An 18,769-nucleotide genomic window follows, 5' to 3' on the forward strand; every position below is an offset into this window, starting at 1 on the left:
TATAAAGTAATTAAATAGGGCAATGCATTACATAAAACGCATTGCCTTTTTTTGATATTATTGACTAATAACTCATATACTTATATCAATTTAAACCGTCCACTGCTCATTGACAATAGCAACCAAATAGCGTTTGCCTTGGTACTCTTCAAACACCAAGCGCATAATGCGCCAGTCTAGGCCTTCATATTCTTCCGAGCCTTTGTAATAAAACTCAACAACTTCTGAATTCGGATAAATATCCTTTAAATTATTGATCATATTACCGCTGTGTTTAAACTCATTAACACTGATACTGGCATTATTGTAGGTATCGCCATCGACCCAAGTTTCTAGGTACTCTGGGAGCGGAATCACTAGCGGTTTACCAGAGCCATCACGTTCACCCCAAGTAAATCGGATTTTGGATTGTTGTAGGTATTGAGCAAATTGCTCACGGCTAAAGACTTTATCGGTTTCAGGGCGCACATAGGCATACATGGAGAAGCGCACGCCACGGGTTGGATGAATATCATTAATAATTCTAGTAAAGTCTTTGTTTGCTAGCGCACGCTGAATACGTAAGGCTTGTTGTTTAAGAGTTTGCTGGCTGATATCAGAGACAATAGGCGCCGCTGAATTACCGTTTTGCTGCTTTGGAAGATTGACGCTGGACTCCGCAGAAGATGAGCAGCCAGTTGTGACGAGTATGGAAGTCAAGCATGCAGCAGTTGCTAACTTACAAATACCAGATTGAAAAACGTTAAAACGAGATGATGGCATCATAAAAACATCCTTATCGTAGTGTATTGAAATTTGAGCTAAAACCTAAATACATACTGACTTTAATAAATGCTGTTTCGTCAATGATACTGATAACTTAGCAAAGTTGATAATAGTGCTGTGTAAAAGGTTTTTGCTCCATAAACTTAATCACCACAATTATCTCGTAAAGTGATAGTTTATATTCTTTTTAATGAATATAATATATAGTATATCGTAACAGATGGAGAGCGCCATGCAGAAGACCAGTTTTTCTATAATGATGCTGTCCTTAGGTTTTTTTGTTATACCTGCGACTGCCAATCTAACAGAGGCTTTACAGAAGGCTTTTGTATTAAGAGTGACTACCATCGCCAATATGTATCAGCAGGATGTCAATAACCAAGGTCAAGACTATCCAGTAGTTTTGCATCAATATGGCAGCAAAGAGCTGCAAGCAGCAATTCAGCTTGAGCAAGATTATTTTGCTAGAGAGCAAATATCATGTCACATTGGTTATGATGTACTATGGAGTTCTCAAGATCCTGACTATGAACAAGATAAGGAGTTTTCAGTGACTGAGCACGGATTGGTGCAAGTCAGCTTAGCGCAAGGTAACGACGTGTATTATGAATTGTCGTGTGATAACACTGATGATAAAGCAGCTTGTAAAGTGGTAGATGTCATCCTAGATGAGGACGGCACATCTTTACGAGAGTATTTGCTAAAGAATTGTCATTAGCTAAAAATTTTTTAATCAAAACTTTAATATCGGTGTTGGTGTTAATATTAAATGCGGATATAAACACGGTAGATATTTAAGTTTTACTAGAAACGAATGACAATAATTACAGATAAAGTTGGATAAAAATACATCGCACTTAACTCTTAAAGCCGTTGGTCTGTTTTCGCATAATGTATATTATGTTAAATAAGCAATATAGAAGCGTTGCTAACTATAGGTTCTTATTAAGGGATTTTTCATTAAGGAATAAGAATTTAAAAAGCCGTGATGTAACTCTATGCTATTCGTTGTGTCGCATCACGGTTTTAATTATAAAATCTCTATACTGGAAACTATCTGATCCTTCTCAACCTCTATTAACGTTAACCCATCACACTCTCGTTATCAGTCGCTGTTCACGCTAATGGCTGTTCTAAATTTTGCTACAAGTTTTGCAATGCTTCGGTTGCTCCGGCAGCACGCTTTATCAGCAGATCAATTGGCGCATCGGGGTTTAGTGTGCCAAAAGCAAGCCCGTGCTCGCCTGTAAGCCGTGAACGACAAAATGTTTCTGCAATTTCCGTATTGTCGCTTAACAATAAAATTGATGCCTGAAGCATTAATGCTAAGCGCTCAATCACGTAGCGACTGCGAAATTCTAAGGTTTCAGCGTCATCAAAGCGTCCTGCTAACAGTTTAAGCTCGCTATCGTAATAAGCATTCTTGCCAGCTGATTTTTGTAGCTCTGCAAATAGAGCGTCACGGGTTTTTGGTTCTTTCTTTAAAGCGCGCAGCACATCTAAACACTGCACATTACCACTACCCTCCCAGATAGAATTTAGCGGCGCTTGGCGATAGAGGCGCGGCATGATATTTTCTTCAACGTAGCCATTGCCGCCTAGGCATTCCTGCGCTTCATTAATAAGGACCGGCGCACGTTTGCATATCCAATACTTGCCAATTGCGGTAGCAATGCGCGCAAGGGCGGCTTCATGAGGGTCTTTTTCTATCATGCCTACCGCGCGTGCGATGCGCATAGTGAGTGCCAATGCTGCTTCCGACTCTAATGCTAAGTCAGCAAGTACATTTCGCATAATCGGCTGGTCAATCAATAATTTACCAAAGGCATCGCGCTGGCTGGTGTGATGAATGGCTTGAATAATCGCTTGGCGCATTTGTGCTGAAGAGCCAATCATGCAGTCCAGCCGAGTCAATGCCACCATCTCGATAATGGTTGCAATACCGCGGCCCTCTATACCCACTAACTCACCAAACGCCCCTTGAAACTCGACTTCTGATGAAGCGTTTGACCAGTCGCCAAGCTTGTCTTTGAGACGCTGAATACGAACGGCATTTTTTGTGCCATCGGGACGAAATCGTGGCACTAAAAAGCAACTTAGACCATTTTCAGATTGTGCCAATACTAAATGGGCATCACACATTGGTGCTGAAAAAAACCACTTATGACCAATAATCTCATAGGTGTCATCTGCTTGCCGCATTGCTCGCGTCGTGTTTCGGCGTAAATCTGAGCCACCTTGCTTTTCAGTCATTCCCATACCCATGGTACAGCCCAATTTGTCTTCCATGGGCAAGCTACGCGGATCATAATCTTGCGACAACAATTTAGGAAGCCATTTCTCTGCAAGCTTTGGCGAATGGCGTAAAGCTGGAATGGCTGCATAGCTCATAGACATTGGGCAACCAAACCCTGCCTCAGGCTGAGAGCCCAGATACATCACAGCGGCGCGCGCAACATGGGCACCTTCGCGGTCTTCATTACGCCACGCAAAATTATTCATCCCATACTTCACGCCAGCTGTCATGAGCTCATGATAGGCTGGATGAAACTCTACTTCATCTAACCGACGACCATAACTATCAAAAGCGCGTAATTTAGGCGGGTTTTCATTGGCTAAAAATCCACTAGCAATCATATCACCGCCAGCACGAGCGCCAAACTCATTCAAATGCTCTTTTGCCCACCCTGCCCCTTCACGCGCGATTGCTTCCATAAGAGCGGTATCCGTGAGCCAAGCATTATAGTTCGTGAGTGCAAAAGGTTGATTGCTTACTTCATGCGTATTAAATTGATTTTTCAGTGCCATAACTGCTATCTTCCTTGATTTCGGCTTATATAATATTTGATAACAGTCAGTATTACATCTTACTGTTTGTTTCGTCAAGGAATGTAATATGAATAACCCCAGTCCGCGTCTACTCCTCTTACGCTTATTAACGGTAGCGGATAACCATATCCTTAATATTAGTGAAGCTATTTTGGCAGGCTCAGTATTTGGCATAACAGAAAACAGCATTCGCGTCACCATGGCACGGTTAACCCAAGCAGAGCTTGCTGAGGCAATCGCACCTGCAACTTACCGATTAGGTCCTAAAGCGCAAAAGCTAGGCGATGATGTGGCTTTGTGGCATACATCCGATAGAAAAACCATAGAATCAGACGGCTCATGGATAGCAGTAGCAACGAGTGGCTTACCACGTAGCGATCGCAAGATACTCCGTGCTCGTGACCGCGCTTTATCTTTATTAGGGTTTCGTGAAATGGATAGAGGGCTTTATATACGCCCCAATAACCTACAAGGCGGTATCGATGGCGTTCGTAAGCGTCTATTAAATTTAGGATTGGGAGAAGATGCCATCGTCTTTAAAGCTTGCGATTTTGATGATCAGAGACAAAAAAAGGCTTTATGGCTCTGGTCAGATATGCAATTGGCCGAACATTATGAAGAAATGTCTTATCAACTGAATCATTGGTTGGAGCATAAGGAAGGTTTGAGGACGGATGTGGCGCTACGCGAGGTATTTATGCTAGGAGATGCAGGCATTCGCAGTGTAATATTTGACCCATTATTACCTGCACCTTTAGTAGATGAAGCTGCACGGCAACAGTATTTCAATACAGTTCGACGCTTTAATGATGAAGGTCGTCGTCTTTGGTTAGCGTTTTTTGACACAAATCTTGTAAGGATCGATGAAACTTAATCATTGGTCTCACGATATAACGTACTTTGGGATTCTTGCCTAAAATCTTCGTAAGTAATGGCGGGTTCAATACCTGTTGCGCCAGTCGTTTCCGCTGTAGGTTTTCTACTTGTACCTTTTACATTATCAGTTTTGTTTTTGTCGGCAGGCGGTTTGTTGTTAGCATTCCTATTGCCGCTGTTTGGAACGTTGGTTTGAGAATCTACAGTCGGTTGATTACTAGTATCAAGATTATCTTTTGCTGTATCTGCCTTATCACTGTCACTGTCTTTATGTCCGTTAGGCGTGCTAGCATCGGTAGACAACGCTGGCTCAGATGTAGTAGACAAAACACCCGTAAAGATAAGCGTGACTACCACGGCAGCAATCAATAATGAGCCAACAATTATCCCAATAATGAGCGCTTTTTTGCTACTTGCCAGCGTACTCTCTTTTGATAGCGTAGTATCTGTTGATGGAACTGGTTCAACTGAACTTTGTGCGGCTAAATCATCAATATCACCATCAATATCAGAACTTCTAGAGTTATAATTAGCAGTGTTATTTATAGATGCTGCCTCTTTTACGATAGTGTCATTAGACGCGTCCGCATAACGCTCTTCTGAATGAATACTTGATAAGTTCTCTCTATTGACTGCTGCATTACTTACATCTAGACGCTCATCTTCATCAGCAAAATCTAAATTAACAGCCGAGCTTTTACTACTAGCTCCTTTACTATTATTTCCCTGTAGACTTGCCTCTTGTTGCAAATCCTCTTGCTGAATGGTAAATAGTTCGAGCTCTGCTGTACTCAACGGCTCGTATGAGAACAGTTTGTCTGCGTTCTTTAGCGGTTTTAATACTGCTGCTTCAAAATCGGCATCATTATCAGTGCTGTCTACATTTTCGACACGCGTAATAAAGCGCTCATAAATATTATCTTTACGCGAGCGTCTTCGCGGCTTAGCATTAGCAATTCTCGCTAAGTTTGCCTCTAGATCTGCACTTTTCTTACTTTTTTTGTCGCTCATGAAGTGATACCAGAACAGTTAATGCCACCAAAATTAGATGATTGCTAGAATTAGGGTAAAAATGGCGTATTTGCACGCTGTATTTGTGTGGCTACTTTACCTCAATTGTTTGCTAAATTGTAACACTATCGTTGCCACACAATATAGTAGGTCGTCTCTTCCTCTTCAAGTATAATTTTACGCGGTAAAGGCTATTTGTATAAAACAGCTAAAATATCTGATTAAATAAGGGTCATAAACAGATGGGCATCACAACATGGATTTAAAACAGCTCAATGCTTTCATTGCTATCGCTGATGTCAAAAGCTTTAGCGCAGCTGCTAGCAAGACTGGATTATCACAACCGACCCTTAGTCGTTTGCTAAAGCAGCTCGAGACCGATATGGACGTGGAATTAATTGACCGTTATCATAGACCGCTACACCTGACCGAAGCAGGCGCGTTCTTTTACGATAAAATCAGTACGATATTGACAGAGATTGATACGGTTACTAGTATGACTCAACGCTTATCGGCGCCAAGTAGCGGATTAAACATTGGCTTTGTACCATCGGTGCTGTATGGGTTATTACCTGAGGTTATCGCTAAGCTAAAGCAGTCCAGTCCCGATATTGAAGTCAATCTCAAGGACATCAGTTCCTATCAACAAATTGATGCTTTAAAAAGCGGTGAGATTGACATTGGTTTTGGGCGCTTTGCTCATCAAGATCCATGGATTCAGCAAATACTATTGCGTCATGAGCGCTACATGGTGGCCCTACCTAAAGGGCATCTGCTCGCCGATATTGACGAACAGCGTCTGATTGACTTGGCAAACAATCGCTTAATTTTGTACCATCAAACGCATCTGCCCATAGCGACGACTGCGGCTGCTACTAATGCTACTACTCATAAAGTCGACCGAAAAAAAGCCTCATCTAACAAGCAGCCTTCTCTTGAACCTGTGACCGAGCCTTTACTGCATCTGTTTGCGCAATATGGTATCTCGCCATTTATGACCACCACGGTGAGTGATTTACAAGTGGCACTCGGCTTGGTTGCCGCTGGTGAAGGCATTACCTTGGTGCCTGCCAGCCTAAAGACGGTGCGTACCGAGCAGATAGTTTATCGTCGGCTACTGCATGAAAATGCCACATCCCCTATCTACTTGCATACCCTCAAAGACTTCGTGCATCCAAAAATCCCAGATTTATTGAGCGCAATTTATCAGGTATATGAGCGCCGCGGTATTACTTATCGGCAGCAGAGTTTTACCTCACAGCGTTAATCAGCGCGAAATTGGCAGATATCGGTGGCGTATTGTGTTATAAAGAAACGGCAAAAAACTCAGCACTAACTCTTGATATTCATGGCTTATTATGCTAACTATCGAGAATGACCGTGCAAACAAAAAGTAATAATAATGAGAATAATCATTATCCTGAATAGCAGCAGTATGCTAAAGTCGATACAAGATGAATCGTTTTATATTTTTATACTTTTATATTCAGCACTGATGCACTGATATTAAGCACTGTATAAATAATATAAAACCTTTCTCTCATGATCATTGGCAAACTGACACAGGAAAGTGAGGATTTGCCGTTCTAACCATTTCGAGGTATTCATGACCACACAACAACTCAATAACCCAAGCGCCACTGAGGATACTGTTGTCCCGCAGCAAGAAGGATTTAGCTGGCGGGTCTTTGGCCCCGGTATTTTAATGGCGACCGCTGCTATTGGTGGCTCGCATCTGATTTCATCGACACAGGCGGGCGCGCTGTATGGCTGGCAGTTGGCGATTATGATTATTTTAGCCAACGTCTTTAAGTATCCGTTTTTTCGCTTCGGTACCGATTATGTCTATGACACTGGCGAGAGCTTAATTGCAGGCTATGCCAAACGCTCAAAGGCCTATCTTTGGATTTATTTCATTCTATCTATCCTATCAGCGGTCATTAGCACCGGCGCAGTATCTTTAATTGCGGCGGTCATTTTGGGCTTTATGCTACCCACCTCTCTTGAGCTCTCAACCATGAGCTTGTCTATGATTATCGTGGCAGTATCCTGGTTCTTTTTGATTGCAGGCCACTATAAGCTGCTTGACGGCGTGACCAAGTGGATTATGATTGCCCTGACCACCGCAACGGTTGCCGCTGTGGTAATCGCTGCTGGCAAACCAACGGTTATGGCAACCGATTTTGTGGCTGCCTCGCCTTGGAACCTTGCGACTTTAGGATTTATCGTAGCACTTATGGGCTGGATGCCAGCGCCGCTTGAATTTGCAGCCATTACCTCGATGTGGACGTCAGCAAAAAGAAAAACCGACAACACCACCCACCGTCAAGGCCTATTGGACTTCAATGTCGGCTATGCCGTTTCGGCTATCTTAGCGCTATTTTTCTTAGCTTTAGGCGTGTTCGTACAGTATGGCTCAGGCCAAGAGATTGAGATTGCGGGCGCCGCTTACATCAATCAGCTGATCAATATGTACACCAGCACCATCGGTGAATGGTCACGGCTGCTGGTCGCTTTCGTCGCCTTTATGTGCATGTTTGGCACGACCATTACCTGTGCCGATGGTTATGGCCGTGCCAATGCCGAATGCTGGCGGTTGATTAAAGGTCAAAGCGATATTAATAAAAAACAAATCGCCTTTTGGACCACTTATGCGATTGGTGGCGGACTGGTCATTATCACCTTCTTTACAGGCCAGCTGGGCTCAATGCTAAAATTCGCCATGATATCGGCGTTCGTTTCTGCCCCTATTTTCGGTTGGCTTAACTACACCTTGGTCAAAAACCATAAAAAACTATCAATGGGTATGAATGCGCTCTCTATAGCAGGATTAATATTCTTAACAGGTTTTGCCTTATTGTTCTTAGCAAATCTTGCAGGTCTTATTGGTTAAAAGCATTTAAGACAATCCTAGCTCTTTATAATAAAAGCCCTTTTAGCCCAGCTATGAGGGCTTTTTTGCTAAATAACTGAGTTCAGTTAGCCATCCTCAACTCTTAAATCAAATCTATTTGTAACTAAATGTAATAAATTTAACGATTATAAATTTGCGATTTTAGCAATCTGAATAATAAGTGTTATAAATGTTTAATAAATGGATAATACTATTTAATTATTAAATAATTTTAATATTATTAATAATATAATAAAATTTAGATAACATATCCCGCTATTACACTGCTTTGCAATCATGAATAATTGAGTATAATCAATCACAATAATTTTATCCCTCCTCATTCGATAAAACCATTCCTCCACGTAAGGACGACGAAATGACTCTATCCGCTGGCGCTCGCTTTCGCAGTGCATTGAAACAAAAAAACGATAACAATCAACCGCTCCAGATTGCTGGCGCGATTAACGCCTATACAGCAATGATGGCGACTCAGGTTGGTCATCAAGCGTTATATCTGTCTGGGGCGGGCGTTGCCAATGCCTCATTTGGCCTACCTGATTTGGGGATGACCAGCCTTGATAATGTACTCGAAGATGCACGCCGTATTACCGATGCTGTGGATACGCCGTTACTGGTCGATGTTGATACAGGCTTTGGTGGCGCGTTTAATATCGCTCAAACCATTCGTAAAATGGAAAAAGCCGGCGTTGCAGCCGTTCATATCGAAGACCAAGTGGCACAGAAACGCTGTGGTCACCGCCCAAATAAAGAAATTGTTAGTATCTCTGAGATGGTCGATCGCTTAAAAGCAGCACTTGATGCCAAAACTGACTCTGACTTTGTAGTAATGGCGCGTACCGACGCGTTGTCTGTTGAAGGGCTTGATGCCGCTGTCGAGCGCGCCGTTGCTTTTCAAGAAGCCGGCGCCGATATGATTTTTGCTGAAGCATTGACGGATATTGAGATGTACCGCAAATTTACCGACGTCCTTGATATTCCAGTCCTCGCCAATATGACAGAGTTCGGTCAAACCGATCTTTATACCACCGAGCAGTTACACGGCGTCGGTGTAGACATGGTGCTATATCCACTATCTGCTTTCCGTGCGATGAATAAAGCGGCATTAAACGTGTATCAGCATCTGCTTGATGATGGTACACAAGAGCAAGTCGTCGACACCATGCAGACTCGAATGGAGCTTTATGACTTCTTAAACTACCATGAGTTTGAGCAAACGCTCGATAAATTGTTTGCTGATAATAAATAGTCTAAACCGTTAAATGCGCAGGCTTTCCCAGATACAGATAAGCCTGCCAGCACAGTATTAAATAGTGGTCTTTAACTTTTGCAAAACTTTAAATTTATATTTAATAAAGCCATCAAACACCAGCTACCAACAAAAGGAATTCAACATGGCAGCACAAAACCAATCAGCAAAAGTATTATCAGGCGCAGGGCTTCGTGGTCAGGTCGCAGGCAAGACTGCCCTATCTACCGTGGGCAAATCAGGCTCAGGGCTGACGTATCGCGGTTATGACGTTTCAGAATTGGCCGATAAATGCATTTTTGAAGAAGTGGCTTACTTGTTACTTTATGGCAACTTGCCAACTCAAAGCGAGCTTGATGCTTATAAAGCCAAACTTAAAAAAATGCGCGGTCTACCGCAAGCATTAAAAGATGTGCTTGAGCGTATCCCAAGTGATGCACATCCAATGGATGTGCTGCGTACGGGCTGCTCAATGCTCGGTAACCTTGAGATGGAAACCGACTTTTCACAACAGAACGACAAAACCGACCGAATGCTGGCAGTATTCCCATCGATCATTAACTACTGGTATCGCTTTAGTCATGACAATGAGCGTATTGAGACTGAAACCGACGATGACACCATTGGCGGCCACTTTTTGCATCTGCTAAAAGGCGAAAAGCCAAACGCGCTTCATACCAAAGTGATGAACGTGTCGCTTATTCTTTATGCTGAGCACGAGTTTAACGCCTCGACCTTTACCGCGCGTGTGTGTGCGTCTACTTTGTCAGACATTCATTCTTGTATCACTGGCGCGATTGGCTCATTACGCGGTCACTTGCATGGCGGCGCGAATGAGGCCGCAATGGATATGATTGAAGGCTTTAGCTCACCAGATGAAGCTGAAAAAGAGATGATGGCGATGCTGGCACGAAAAGACAAGATCATGGGCTTTGGTCATGCTATCTATAGCGAATCAGACCCACGAAACGTGGTGATTAAAGGCTGGGCGGAAAAACTGGCTGCCGATGTTGGTGATGAGGTGCTATATCCTGTATCGGTCCGCTGTGAAGAAGTCATGTGGCGTGAGAAAAAACTGTTCTGTAATGCTGATTTTTTCCATGCCTCTGCTTATCATTTTATGGGCATTCCAACCAAATTGTTCACGCCAATCTTTGTTTGCTCACGCTTAACAGGTTGGGCGGCTCATGTATTCGAGCAACGCGCTAACAACCGTATCATTCGCCCAAGTGCGGAATATACTGGCGAAGAGTTGCGTCCAGTACCAGAGATGAGTGCGCGTTAATTTTTCTTGAAATAACATATTTGTAGGGTGTGTCGTCCTCACCTGTTTTTACCAAGTTTTACTAAAAACTGTGCGTAAAGCGCACCCTACAACCCCTTACCTTTAACTCTTTAAAAGTTTTTTTAGCAAAATTGAATTTTATTTTGATGATTGTGCTAAAAGAATTTATCTCTTTTTTCTCTGATTCAAACCAGCCAACCGCTAAAGGTGACTTATGGACAACGCCCTCGTACAACCGATGAACGACAAATTTAAAAAGCCACTTCCTGATACCGACCTGTATTACTTTGACACCCGCGAAGCGGTTGAGAGTATCGAAGCTGGCGCGTATGAAAAACTACCATTTTGCTCAAAAGTATTGTGTGAAAACTTGGTTCGTCGTTGCCCACCAGAAGATTTAAACGCTGCTTTAAAACAGCATATCGAAGGCAAGCAAGATTTAGACTTTCCTTGGTACCCTGCCCGTGTCGTTTGTCATGACATCTTAGGTCAGACAGCGTTTGTTGACTTGGCAGGCCTTCGTGATGCCATCGCTGAGCAAGGCGGCGACCCGTCAAAAGTGAATCCAATCGTGCCGACGCAATTGATTGTTGACCATTCGCTAGCCGTTGAGCATGCAGGTTTTGAAGAAAACGCCTTTGAAAAAAACCGTGCCATCGAAGAGCGCCGCAACGATGACCGCTTTCACTTTATCAACTGGTGTCAGTATGCCTTTGATAACGTCAACGTTGTTCCGCCTGGTAATGGCATTATGCATCAAATCAATCTTGAGAAGATGTCACCAGTGGTGCAAGTAGTTCAAAATAAAGCCGGTGAACAAGTGGCGTTTGCCGATACCTTAGTTGGTACTGACAGCCATACGCCGATGGTTGATGCGTTAGGCGTTATCTCAATCGGGGTTGGCGGCTTAGAAGCGGAAAGCGTCATGCTAGGTAACCCCTCTTATATGCGCCTTCCTGATTATGTCGGTGTTAAATTAACCGGCAAACTACAAAAAGGCATTACCGGAACCGATTTAGTTCTCGCTATGACCGAGTTCTTACGTGATGCCGGCGTGGTATCTACTTATATTGAATTCTTTGGCGACGGTGCCCGTCAACTGAGCGTCGGTGACCGCGCGTCTATCTCAAATATGACCCCAGAATATGGCGCCACTGCGGCAATGTTCTATATCGATGAGCAAACCATCGACTATTTACGCCTAACGGGTCGCAGCGAAGAGCAAATCAAATTGGTCGAGCAATATGCCAAGCAAACTGGACTTTGGGCTGATGGTATGGAAAATGCCGAATATCCACGTGTTCTTGAGTTTGATTTGTCCGCAGTGGTTCGTAATATGGCAGGACCTTCGCGACCGCATGCTCGCGTATCCACCACCGATTTGGTCGAAAAAGGCATTGCTCACGCTGCTGACGAAAAATTGCCTGAACCAAAAGACGGCTTGATGCCTGATGGCGCAGTGATCATCGCTGCCATTACCAGCTGTACCAATACCTCTAACCCACGCAATATGGTTGCTGCGGGTCTTGTCGCGCGTAATGCCAATAAAAAAGGCTTATTACGAAAGCCTTGGGTGAAATCATCCTTAGCACCCGGCTCAAAAACGGTCAAAATGTACCTAGAAGAAGCGGGGTTGATGCCTGAGCTACAAGAGATTGGTTTTGACGTGGTTGGCTTTGCTTGTACCACCTGTAACGGTATGAGTGGCGCGCTTGATCCTGATATCGAGCAAGAAATTATCGAGCGCGACCTATTTACTACCGCCGTGCTATCTGGTAACCGTAACTTTGATGGCCGAATCCATCCATATGCCAAGCAAGCGTTTTTAGCGTCGCCACCACTGGTTATTGCTTATGCTATCGCCGGAAATATCCGTTTTGATATTGAAAAAGACTCGTTGGGTAAAGACACGGATGGCAATGATGTTTATCTAAAAGACATCTGGTTTGATGACGACGAAGTTGATGCCATCGTCGCGGCAGCAGTCAAGCCTGAGCAATTTAACGCCGTGTATATCCCAATGTTTGATGAAGCCAAAAAAGACACCGGAAAAGCATTAAGTCCACTCTATGACTGGCGCGAGATGACCACTTATATTCGCCGTCCGCCGTATTGGGAAGGTAAAATGGCCGCGATGAATAAGCTAAAAGGTATGCGTCCACTGGCGGTGCTTGGTGACAATATTACAACTGACCATTTATCACCGTCTAACGCGATTTTGGGCGATTCAGCCGCTGGCGAGTACCTTGATACTATGGGTCTGCCTGCGGAGGACTATAACTCGTATGCCACCCATCGCGGCGACCATTTAACCGCCCAGCGCGCAACCTTTGCCAATCCTAAATTGCTCAATGAAATGGTGCGCGATGACAAAGGTAACGTGATTCAAGGCTCATTGGCTCGCGTTGAACCCGAAGGTCAAGTCATGCGCATGTGGGAAGCGATTGAAACCTATATGAACCGTGAGCAACCACTGATTATCATCGCCGGTGACGGCTATGGTCAAGGCTCAAGCCGTGACTGGGCTGCTAAAGGCGTGCGTTTGGCTGGCGTTGAAGTTGTGGTTGCGGAAGATTTTGAACGTATCCATCGTCAAAACTTGGTTGGAATGGGCGCACTCCCCTTGCAGTTTAAAGAAGGGGTCAATCGTAACACCCTAAATATCGACGGTACTGAAATATTCGATATCGAAGGCGAAGTATCCGCTCGTGGCGAGATGACGCTAGTGATTCATCGTATAGACGGCAGCATCGATAAAGCGCCCGTTATCTGCCGATTAGATACCGCTGATGAGGTCAAAATGTATAACGCTGGCGGAATGCTTCAGCGCTTTGCCAAAGAGTTTATCGATGGCACGCTAGATATCGCGTAGTTGCGATGAGTGTTAAATAATCAAAGGGCCGATGTTGTATAAATTATACGGCATCGGTTTTTTGCGCTTATTGATATATCTTCATAGATAGCGTAACATGTACTATTAATTGTACAAGTATTGGAGTGCGTTATGAGAGTAATTAGTTTTTCAGAAGCTAGAAAGCATTTAAAATCTGTTTTAGATACGGTAAACGAAGATGCAAATGCAACTATAGTGACCCGTCGTGATGCTGATGATGCTGTAGTCATGTCACTTGATTATTATAATAGTCTAATGGAGACGGTATATTTACTAAAATCTCCTGCTAATACGGCTCATTTAGCAAAGTCTATTGCTCAATACAAATCTGGAAAGGCAACAGCACATGAGTTAATGGATGTAACGGATGACGCAGACGAAGTTGTTGAGGACGCATAATTGAGGCCGAAAAATGAGTGAACAATTAGCTTGGACAGATAATGCTTGGAAGGACTATTTGTACTGGCAAACACAAGATAAAAAAACGCTTAAACGTATTAATAAACTTATTACAGAATGCATGCGTGACCCGTTTGATGGTATTGGCAAACCTGAACCTTTAAAAGAAAATCTAGCAGGTTTTTGGTCGCGCCGTATAGATGATGCTAATCGTTTGGTATATATCGTTGATGATAACTACTTAACTATTATTGCTTGTCGATATCATTATTAATTGTATGGAATCTATCCAAACTTAAAAGGCTCAACCTTGCCTGCAGCAACCTCTTCTTGAGCAATTAATAACTGACGTACAAACTCACAAGACAAATCAGGATTGTCTTGCCTAATCCGATTAATTTTATCCAAGTTTTCTTTGTACTCTTCATTTGTTGTCATAATTATCTCTATTTTTAGCTAATTTCTATTCATCTATATTACCCATTAAATCGTAAACAATTTATAAAAATATAAAAGGACTGGCCGTAATGACTCAACCAAAATTCGCCCCACAAATCTCCGTCCCTGCTACCTATATGCGCGGTGGTACTTCAAAAGGGGTGTTCTTTAAATTGTCCGACTTACCAGAGCGTTGCCAAGTTGCTGGCGAGTCGCGCGATAATTTTCTATTACGTGTTGTCGGAAGCCCCGACCCTTATGGCAAGCAAATCGACGGTTTGGGAAATGGCAGCTCTAGCACCTCAAAGACCGTTATCCTCTCTAAAGCTAACCAAGCAGACCACGATGTGAATTACCTGTTTGGACAAGTGAATATTGCCAAACCGATGATTGATGGGGGGGGAAACTGCGGCATTTTAACCGCCGCTGTTGGTGCTTGCGCCATTAATATGGGATTGGTCGATGCTCATAAAGTGGCTAATAGTATTAATGTCAGTGCTGATAATGGCGTCTGTGAAGTACGTATTTGGCAAGAAAATATCGGAAAAACTATCATTGCTCATGTTCCTGTTTATACAAATGAAAGCGGTAAGGTTCAGGTTCAAGAAACCGGCGATTTTGAATTAGACGGTGTGACCTTCCCTGCTGCCGAAGTAAAAATTGAATTTATCGACCCTGTAGATTCATCAAGCGATATGTTTCCCACTGGCAATTTAATCGATGATTTTGATGTTTCTGGCTGTGATCTGGACAAGGATACGGTTAAGGCTACCTTTATTAGTGCCGGCATTCCAACCATTTTTATGAAAAGCGATGATTTAGGCTTTACTGGTACTGAGTTGCAAGGCGATATCAACAGTAATAGTGAGTTACTTGCTAAGCTTGAAAAAATACGCGCCAAAGGTGGCGTTGCGATGGGGTTATTCAAAGACGTCAGTGAAGCACAAACCAGTCAGCATATGCCAAAACTAGCTTGGGTTGCTCCTGCGAAAAGTTACAGCGCATCCAGCGGCAAAGCTGTTGATGCAGCAGATATTGATCTCGTCGTTCGCGCCATGAGTATGGGACAACTGCATCATGCGATGATGGGAACGGCAGCGGTGGCGATTGCCGCAGCAGCAACCACGCAAGGTACATTGGTCAACGAAGCCGCTGGCGGTAGCGAGTTAGTTGAAGTGCGTTTTGGTCATCCATCAGGAACGCTACTCGTCGGCGGAAAAACAGAACGCGTGAACGGTCGCTGGCAAGCCAAAAAAGTCTCGATGAGTCGCTCGGCGCGCCGTATTATGGTTGGTGAAGTTTTTGTGCCAAATGATAGTTTTTAGTAAACAAACTTTAGGCTGACTATTAATGTCTTTATAATAGCGATTTATTTATAGAAATCATGATAATTGATACGAAAAATATCCATTAATTGTATTGATTGAACTGACATTAAATAGCGCCTTAACCCTATGAGTACTCCGCCCCGCCGTGTTCGTTTAGATAATAAGCCGCCCACCAAAAAAACGGAACGGGGGGCTTTGCTGTGGTCGATTCTAAAAAGACTCGGAGAGTTTGCCAGACCATATCGTGGACTATTTATATTGACCTTGATATTGACAGTGCTTGGGTCATTTACCGCACAGGTTAATGCCTTTGTCTTGCAATATACCATCGATACTTTGACCGATATTGTCGGTTTACCTGACCCATGGGTAGAAGGGGTTAAATTACTGACGCTGATTAGTGTGATTTTAATGGTGAAAGAAGTCCTCAACGTTATCATCACCTTTGGTCAGCGCTATTTTGGTGAGCGTATCCGTATTAATCTATCGCGTGATCTGTCACAAAAAGTGGTCGATCGGATTTTGTCTTATAAAATGGCATTTTACACCAGTGATGAGAACGCCAGCGGTAAGCTGCAAACCCGTATTGATTTGGGGGTCAGCAGCCTCACGCAACTGGTGCAAAACTTCTTTATTGATATGCTGCCGCTGTTTGCGAGTGCTATCGTGTCATTGATCATTATGTTTAATGCCAATTTTTGGGTCGGTATGGTCGGTCTGATTATTGTGCCGATTTACTTTTTTGTCAGTCAGCGCCAAGCCAACCGTTTGCAAGGGTTTCGCAAACAAATGCGCCAGTATCGTGAGACCAAAAGCGGCTTGGTGATTTCGATTATTGACTCTATCACAGTTATTAAATCCTTTGTGCGTGAGCCGATTGAGTCCGATAAGCACTGGGAAATCCAAAAAGATATGACCGCCAATCAGCTACGTATTCGCAGTATTGCGTTTATGTATAACGCTGGCAAAACCTTTATCGAGCAAATCGGCGTGGTGGCGATTATTGTTCTGACCTCTTACTTTGTACTGAATGGACAGATGACCATTGGCGCGATTATGTTCCATATTCTACTGTTTCAAAACGTCGCGGCTCCTATCCGTGAACTGCACCGTATTTATGATCAAATCAATAACGCGCTTACCTATGCCGAAGGTTTTTTTGATATCTTGGACGACGACCAGGCGATTGAAAACGAAGGTAAAGTCAAATGTACCGATTTAAAAGGTCATATCGAGCTAAAAGATGTTAATTTCTCCTACCCCAATGGTAAGCAAGCGCTGCATGATGTGAGCTTTAATATTCATCCCAATCGTATTACCGCTTTGGTTGGGCTCAGTGGCGCAGGCAAAAGCACCATTATTAATTTATTGGTCAAATTTTATGATCCTAGTAGCGGCACCATTTGTCTCGATGGACGAAACTTAGAGGATTACAGCACCCATAACTTGCGTGAGCAAATCGGCTTAGTGCTGCAAAAAAATCATATTTTCTCAGGCACCATCGCTGACAACATTCGTTATGGGGCGATGGATGCCACTGAAGAGGAGATTATCGACGCCGCCAAACAAGCCTCTATCCATGAGCAAGTCGTTGGTATGCCTGAAGGCTATGACAGTGAAGCCAAGCTACTCTCTGGCGGCCAGCAGCAGCGTATCGCGCTGGCAAGGATGTTTTTAAAAAACCCACCGATTGTATTTTTGGATGAACCAACGGCCAGCCTTGATGCTATTGCCACCCAGCAGATTAAGCACAGCTTAGATTTAATCAAAAAAGACCGCACGGTGATTATTGTCTCGCACAATATCTCACAAATTATTGACGCCGATGATTTGGTAGTGATTGAAAATGGCCGTGTGATGGAGACTGGTACGCATGAGGAGCTTTATGCCAATCACGGTAAATACTATGAGATATTCAATGCCATGTCCGATAGTTTAAATCTGGATAAAATCAGTCAAACCTTAAATAGTTAATAGAGGGCAAAATCGTTATAATGCTCAGGTTTTTATCCATTATTTCTATATTTAGAATATTTAGAACCTATCTTGCTACCCTATGACAGCCCTTTAAATTGTTAGAAGCTATCCAACTATGACCTGTGAATTTTCTATAAAAACTTTTGATGAGCTGACTACAGTTGATCTCTATCATATTTTAAAAGCCCGCTCGCAAGTGTTTGTGGTCGAGCAAAACTGCCCGTATCAAGACATGGACGAGGTCGATTTTGATTGTCTGCATCTAATTGCCCATCAAAATGAAGCCTTAATTGGTTATTGCCGGATTATTCCGCCGCAATTTAATCACAAAAAATCCTCAGTCAATCCGTCAGGTCCGATACCTGCAATTGGTAGAGTGTTGGTACTCGCCGAGCACCGAGGCAATGGCGTTGCCCGTCAAATAATGACGCAAGCTATCAAATACTGCCGTAAAAAATATGGTAAAAAAACCATTGTCATCTCTGCCCAGACTTATTTGTTAAATTTTTATGAGTCGCTTGGGTTTATCCCCGAAGGTGAGCGCTATCTTGAAGACGGCATCGAGCATGTGACGATGGTTTTGCCTGTACTTAAAAAAGTAAAGGTAAAAAAAGAAAGCTCGGGAATGGTTAGCAATATCCTCAGTTTTTTATTATTAATACTGGCGCTTTTATTCATCGTGGGTTTGGTTTATCTCATGGTTTAACTCATGAAACGATAAAACAGTCTTACACGACTTCACTGTTGTTCGATATTGAGTATGTTATTTTTAATAGATAACTGATTGATAAAATATTTAGCTTAT

General features: G+C 43.2%; 16 protein-coding genes. 12 read left to right on the plus strand and 4 right to left on the minus strand.

All coding sequences use genetic code 11. The features are described 5' to 3' along the window. Positions 1 to 90: 90 nt before the first annotated feature. Positions 91 to 765 (minus strand): hypothetical protein, encoded by a 675-nt coding sequence (locus B4K26_RS11105; RefSeq protein ID WP_296245556.1) that lies wholly within the window; start codon positions 763 to 765, stop codon positions 91 to 93. Positions 766 to 997: 232 nt separating this feature from the next. Between B4K26_RS11105 and B4K26_RS11110 the strand changes: the two genes are divergently transcribed. After that, a complete protein-coding gene (locus tag B4K26_RS11110) occupies positions 998 to 1,483 on the plus strand; it encodes a hypothetical protein (RefSeq protein WP_296245558.1) in 486 nt (161 codons plus the stop codon). Between the two features lie 425 nt (positions 1,484 to 1,908). Here the strand turns inward: B4K26_RS11110 and B4K26_RS11115 are convergent, their stop codons facing one another. Further along, on the minus strand, positions 1,909 to 3,573 hold the full coding sequence (locus tag B4K26_RS11115; protein WP_296245560.1) for an isovaleryl-CoA dehydrogenase: 1,665 nt from the start codon (positions 3,571 to 3,573) through the stop codon (positions 1,909 to 1,911). An 88-nt stretch (positions 3,574 to 3,661) separates the two neighbouring features. Between B4K26_RS11115 and B4K26_RS11120 the strand changes: the two genes are divergently transcribed. Further along, positions 3,662 to 4,468 carry a PaaX family transcriptional regulator gene (locus tag B4K26_RS11120; RefSeq protein ID WP_296245561.1) on the plus strand — a complete coding sequence of 269 codons (807 nt, stop codon included), beginning with the start codon at positions 3,662 to 3,664 and terminating at the stop codon, positions 4,466 to 4,468. Here the strand turns inward: B4K26_RS11120 and B4K26_RS11125 are convergent. Then, a complete protein-coding gene (locus B4K26_RS11125) occupies positions 4,465 to 5,481 on the minus strand; it encodes a hypothetical protein (protein WP_296245562.1) in 1,017 nt (338 codons plus the stop codon). The two genes, B4K26_RS11120 and B4K26_RS11125, sit on opposite strands and share 4 nt — an antisense overlap. A 256-nt stretch (positions 5,482 to 5,737) precedes the next feature. Here B4K26_RS11125 and B4K26_RS11130 point away from each other — a divergent pair, with 256 nt between their 5' ends. The 7 genes from B4K26_RS11130 to B4K26_RS11160 all read left to right on the plus strand — a co-directional run bounded on the left by B4K26_RS11130 (position 5,738) and on the right by B4K26_RS11160 (position 14,495). Beyond that, positions 5,738 to 6,748: a LysR family transcriptional regulator gene (locus B4K26_RS11130; protein WP_296245564.1), complete on the plus strand. Its 1,011-nt coding sequence runs from the start codon at positions 5,738 to 5,740 to the stop codon at positions 6,746 to 6,748. Between the two features lie 339 nt (positions 6,749 to 7,087). Further along, the gene (locus B4K26_RS11135; protein WP_409521346.1) at positions 7,088 to 8,374 is read left to right on the plus strand and encodes an NRAMP family divalent metal transporter; all 1,287 of its coding nucleotides are present in this window, start codon (positions 7,088 to 7,090) and stop codon (positions 8,372 to 8,374) included. Between the two features lie 379 nt (positions 8,375 to 8,753). Continuing rightward, positions 8,754 to 9,644 carry a methylisocitrate lyase gene (prpB, locus tag B4K26_RS11140; RefSeq protein ID WP_296245565.1) on the plus strand — a complete coding sequence of 297 codons (891 nt, stop codon included), beginning with the start codon at positions 8,754 to 8,756 and terminating at the stop codon, positions 9,642 to 9,644. A gap of 145 nt (positions 9,645 to 9,789) precedes the next feature. Continuing rightward, positions 9,790 to 10,929 carry a bifunctional 2-methylcitrate synthase/citrate synthase gene (prpC, locus tag B4K26_RS11145; protein WP_296245566.1) on the plus strand — a complete coding sequence of 380 codons (1,140 nt, stop codon included), beginning with the start codon at positions 9,790 to 9,792 and terminating at the stop codon, positions 10,927 to 10,929. Between the two features lie 238 nt (positions 10,930 to 11,167). Beyond that, complete coding sequence (gene acnD, locus B4K26_RS11150; RefSeq protein WP_296245604.1) at positions 11,168 to 13,801, plus strand: Fe/S-dependent 2-methylisocitrate dehydratase AcnD; 2,634 nt, start codon at positions 11,168 to 11,170, stop codon at positions 13,799 to 13,801. Between the two features lie 132 nt (positions 13,802 to 13,933). Further along, on the plus strand, positions 13,934 to 14,221 hold the full coding sequence (locus B4K26_RS11155; RefSeq protein ID WP_296245567.1) for a type II toxin-antitoxin system Phd/YefM family antitoxin: 288 nt from the start codon (positions 13,934 to 13,936) through the stop codon (positions 14,219 to 14,221). Positions 14,222 to 14,234: 13 nt separating this feature from the next. After that, positions 14,235 to 14,495, plus strand: a complete 261-nt coding sequence (locus B4K26_RS11160) for a Txe/YoeB family addiction module toxin (protein WP_296245569.1) — start codon at positions 14,235 to 14,237, stop codon at positions 14,493 to 14,495. 11 nt (positions 14,496 to 14,506) lie between these two features. Here B4K26_RS11160 and B4K26_RS11165 read toward each other — a convergent pair whose 3' ends face one another. Then, on the minus strand, positions 14,507 to 14,659 hold the full coding sequence (locus tag B4K26_RS11165; RefSeq protein WP_296245570.1) for a hypothetical protein: 153 nt from the start codon (positions 14,657 to 14,659) through the stop codon (positions 14,507 to 14,509). Between the two features lie 89 nt (positions 14,660 to 14,748). On the opposite strand from B4K26_RS11165, the gene prpF reads away from it, so the two are divergent. From prpF to B4K26_RS11180, 3 genes are all read left to right on the plus strand, one after another. Continuing rightward, the gene (prpF, locus tag B4K26_RS11170) at positions 14,749 to 15,984 is read left to right on the plus strand and encodes a 2-methylaconitate cis-trans isomerase PrpF (RefSeq protein WP_296245571.1); all 1,236 of its coding nucleotides are present in this window, start codon (positions 14,749 to 14,751) and stop codon (positions 15,982 to 15,984) included. A gap of 129 nt (positions 15,985 to 16,113) precedes the next feature. Then, the gene (locus B4K26_RS11175) at positions 16,114 to 17,961 is read left to right on the plus strand and encodes an ABC transporter ATP-binding protein (RefSeq protein ID WP_296245572.1); all 1,848 of its coding nucleotides are present in this window, start codon (positions 16,114 to 16,116) and stop codon (positions 17,959 to 17,961) included. Between the two features lie 118 nt (positions 17,962 to 18,079). Next, positions 18,080 to 18,670 (plus strand): GNAT family N-acetyltransferase, encoded by a 591-nt coding sequence (locus tag B4K26_RS11180; RefSeq protein WP_296245573.1) that lies wholly within the window; start codon positions 18,080 to 18,082, stop codon positions 18,668 to 18,670. Positions 18,671 to 18,769: the final 99 nt, after the last annotated feature.

It is taken from the genome of Psychrobacter sp. UBA6766 (assembly GCF_002453355.1).
Classification (GTDB): domain Bacteria; phylum Pseudomonadota; class Gammaproteobacteria; order Pseudomonadales; family Moraxellaceae; genus Psychrobacter.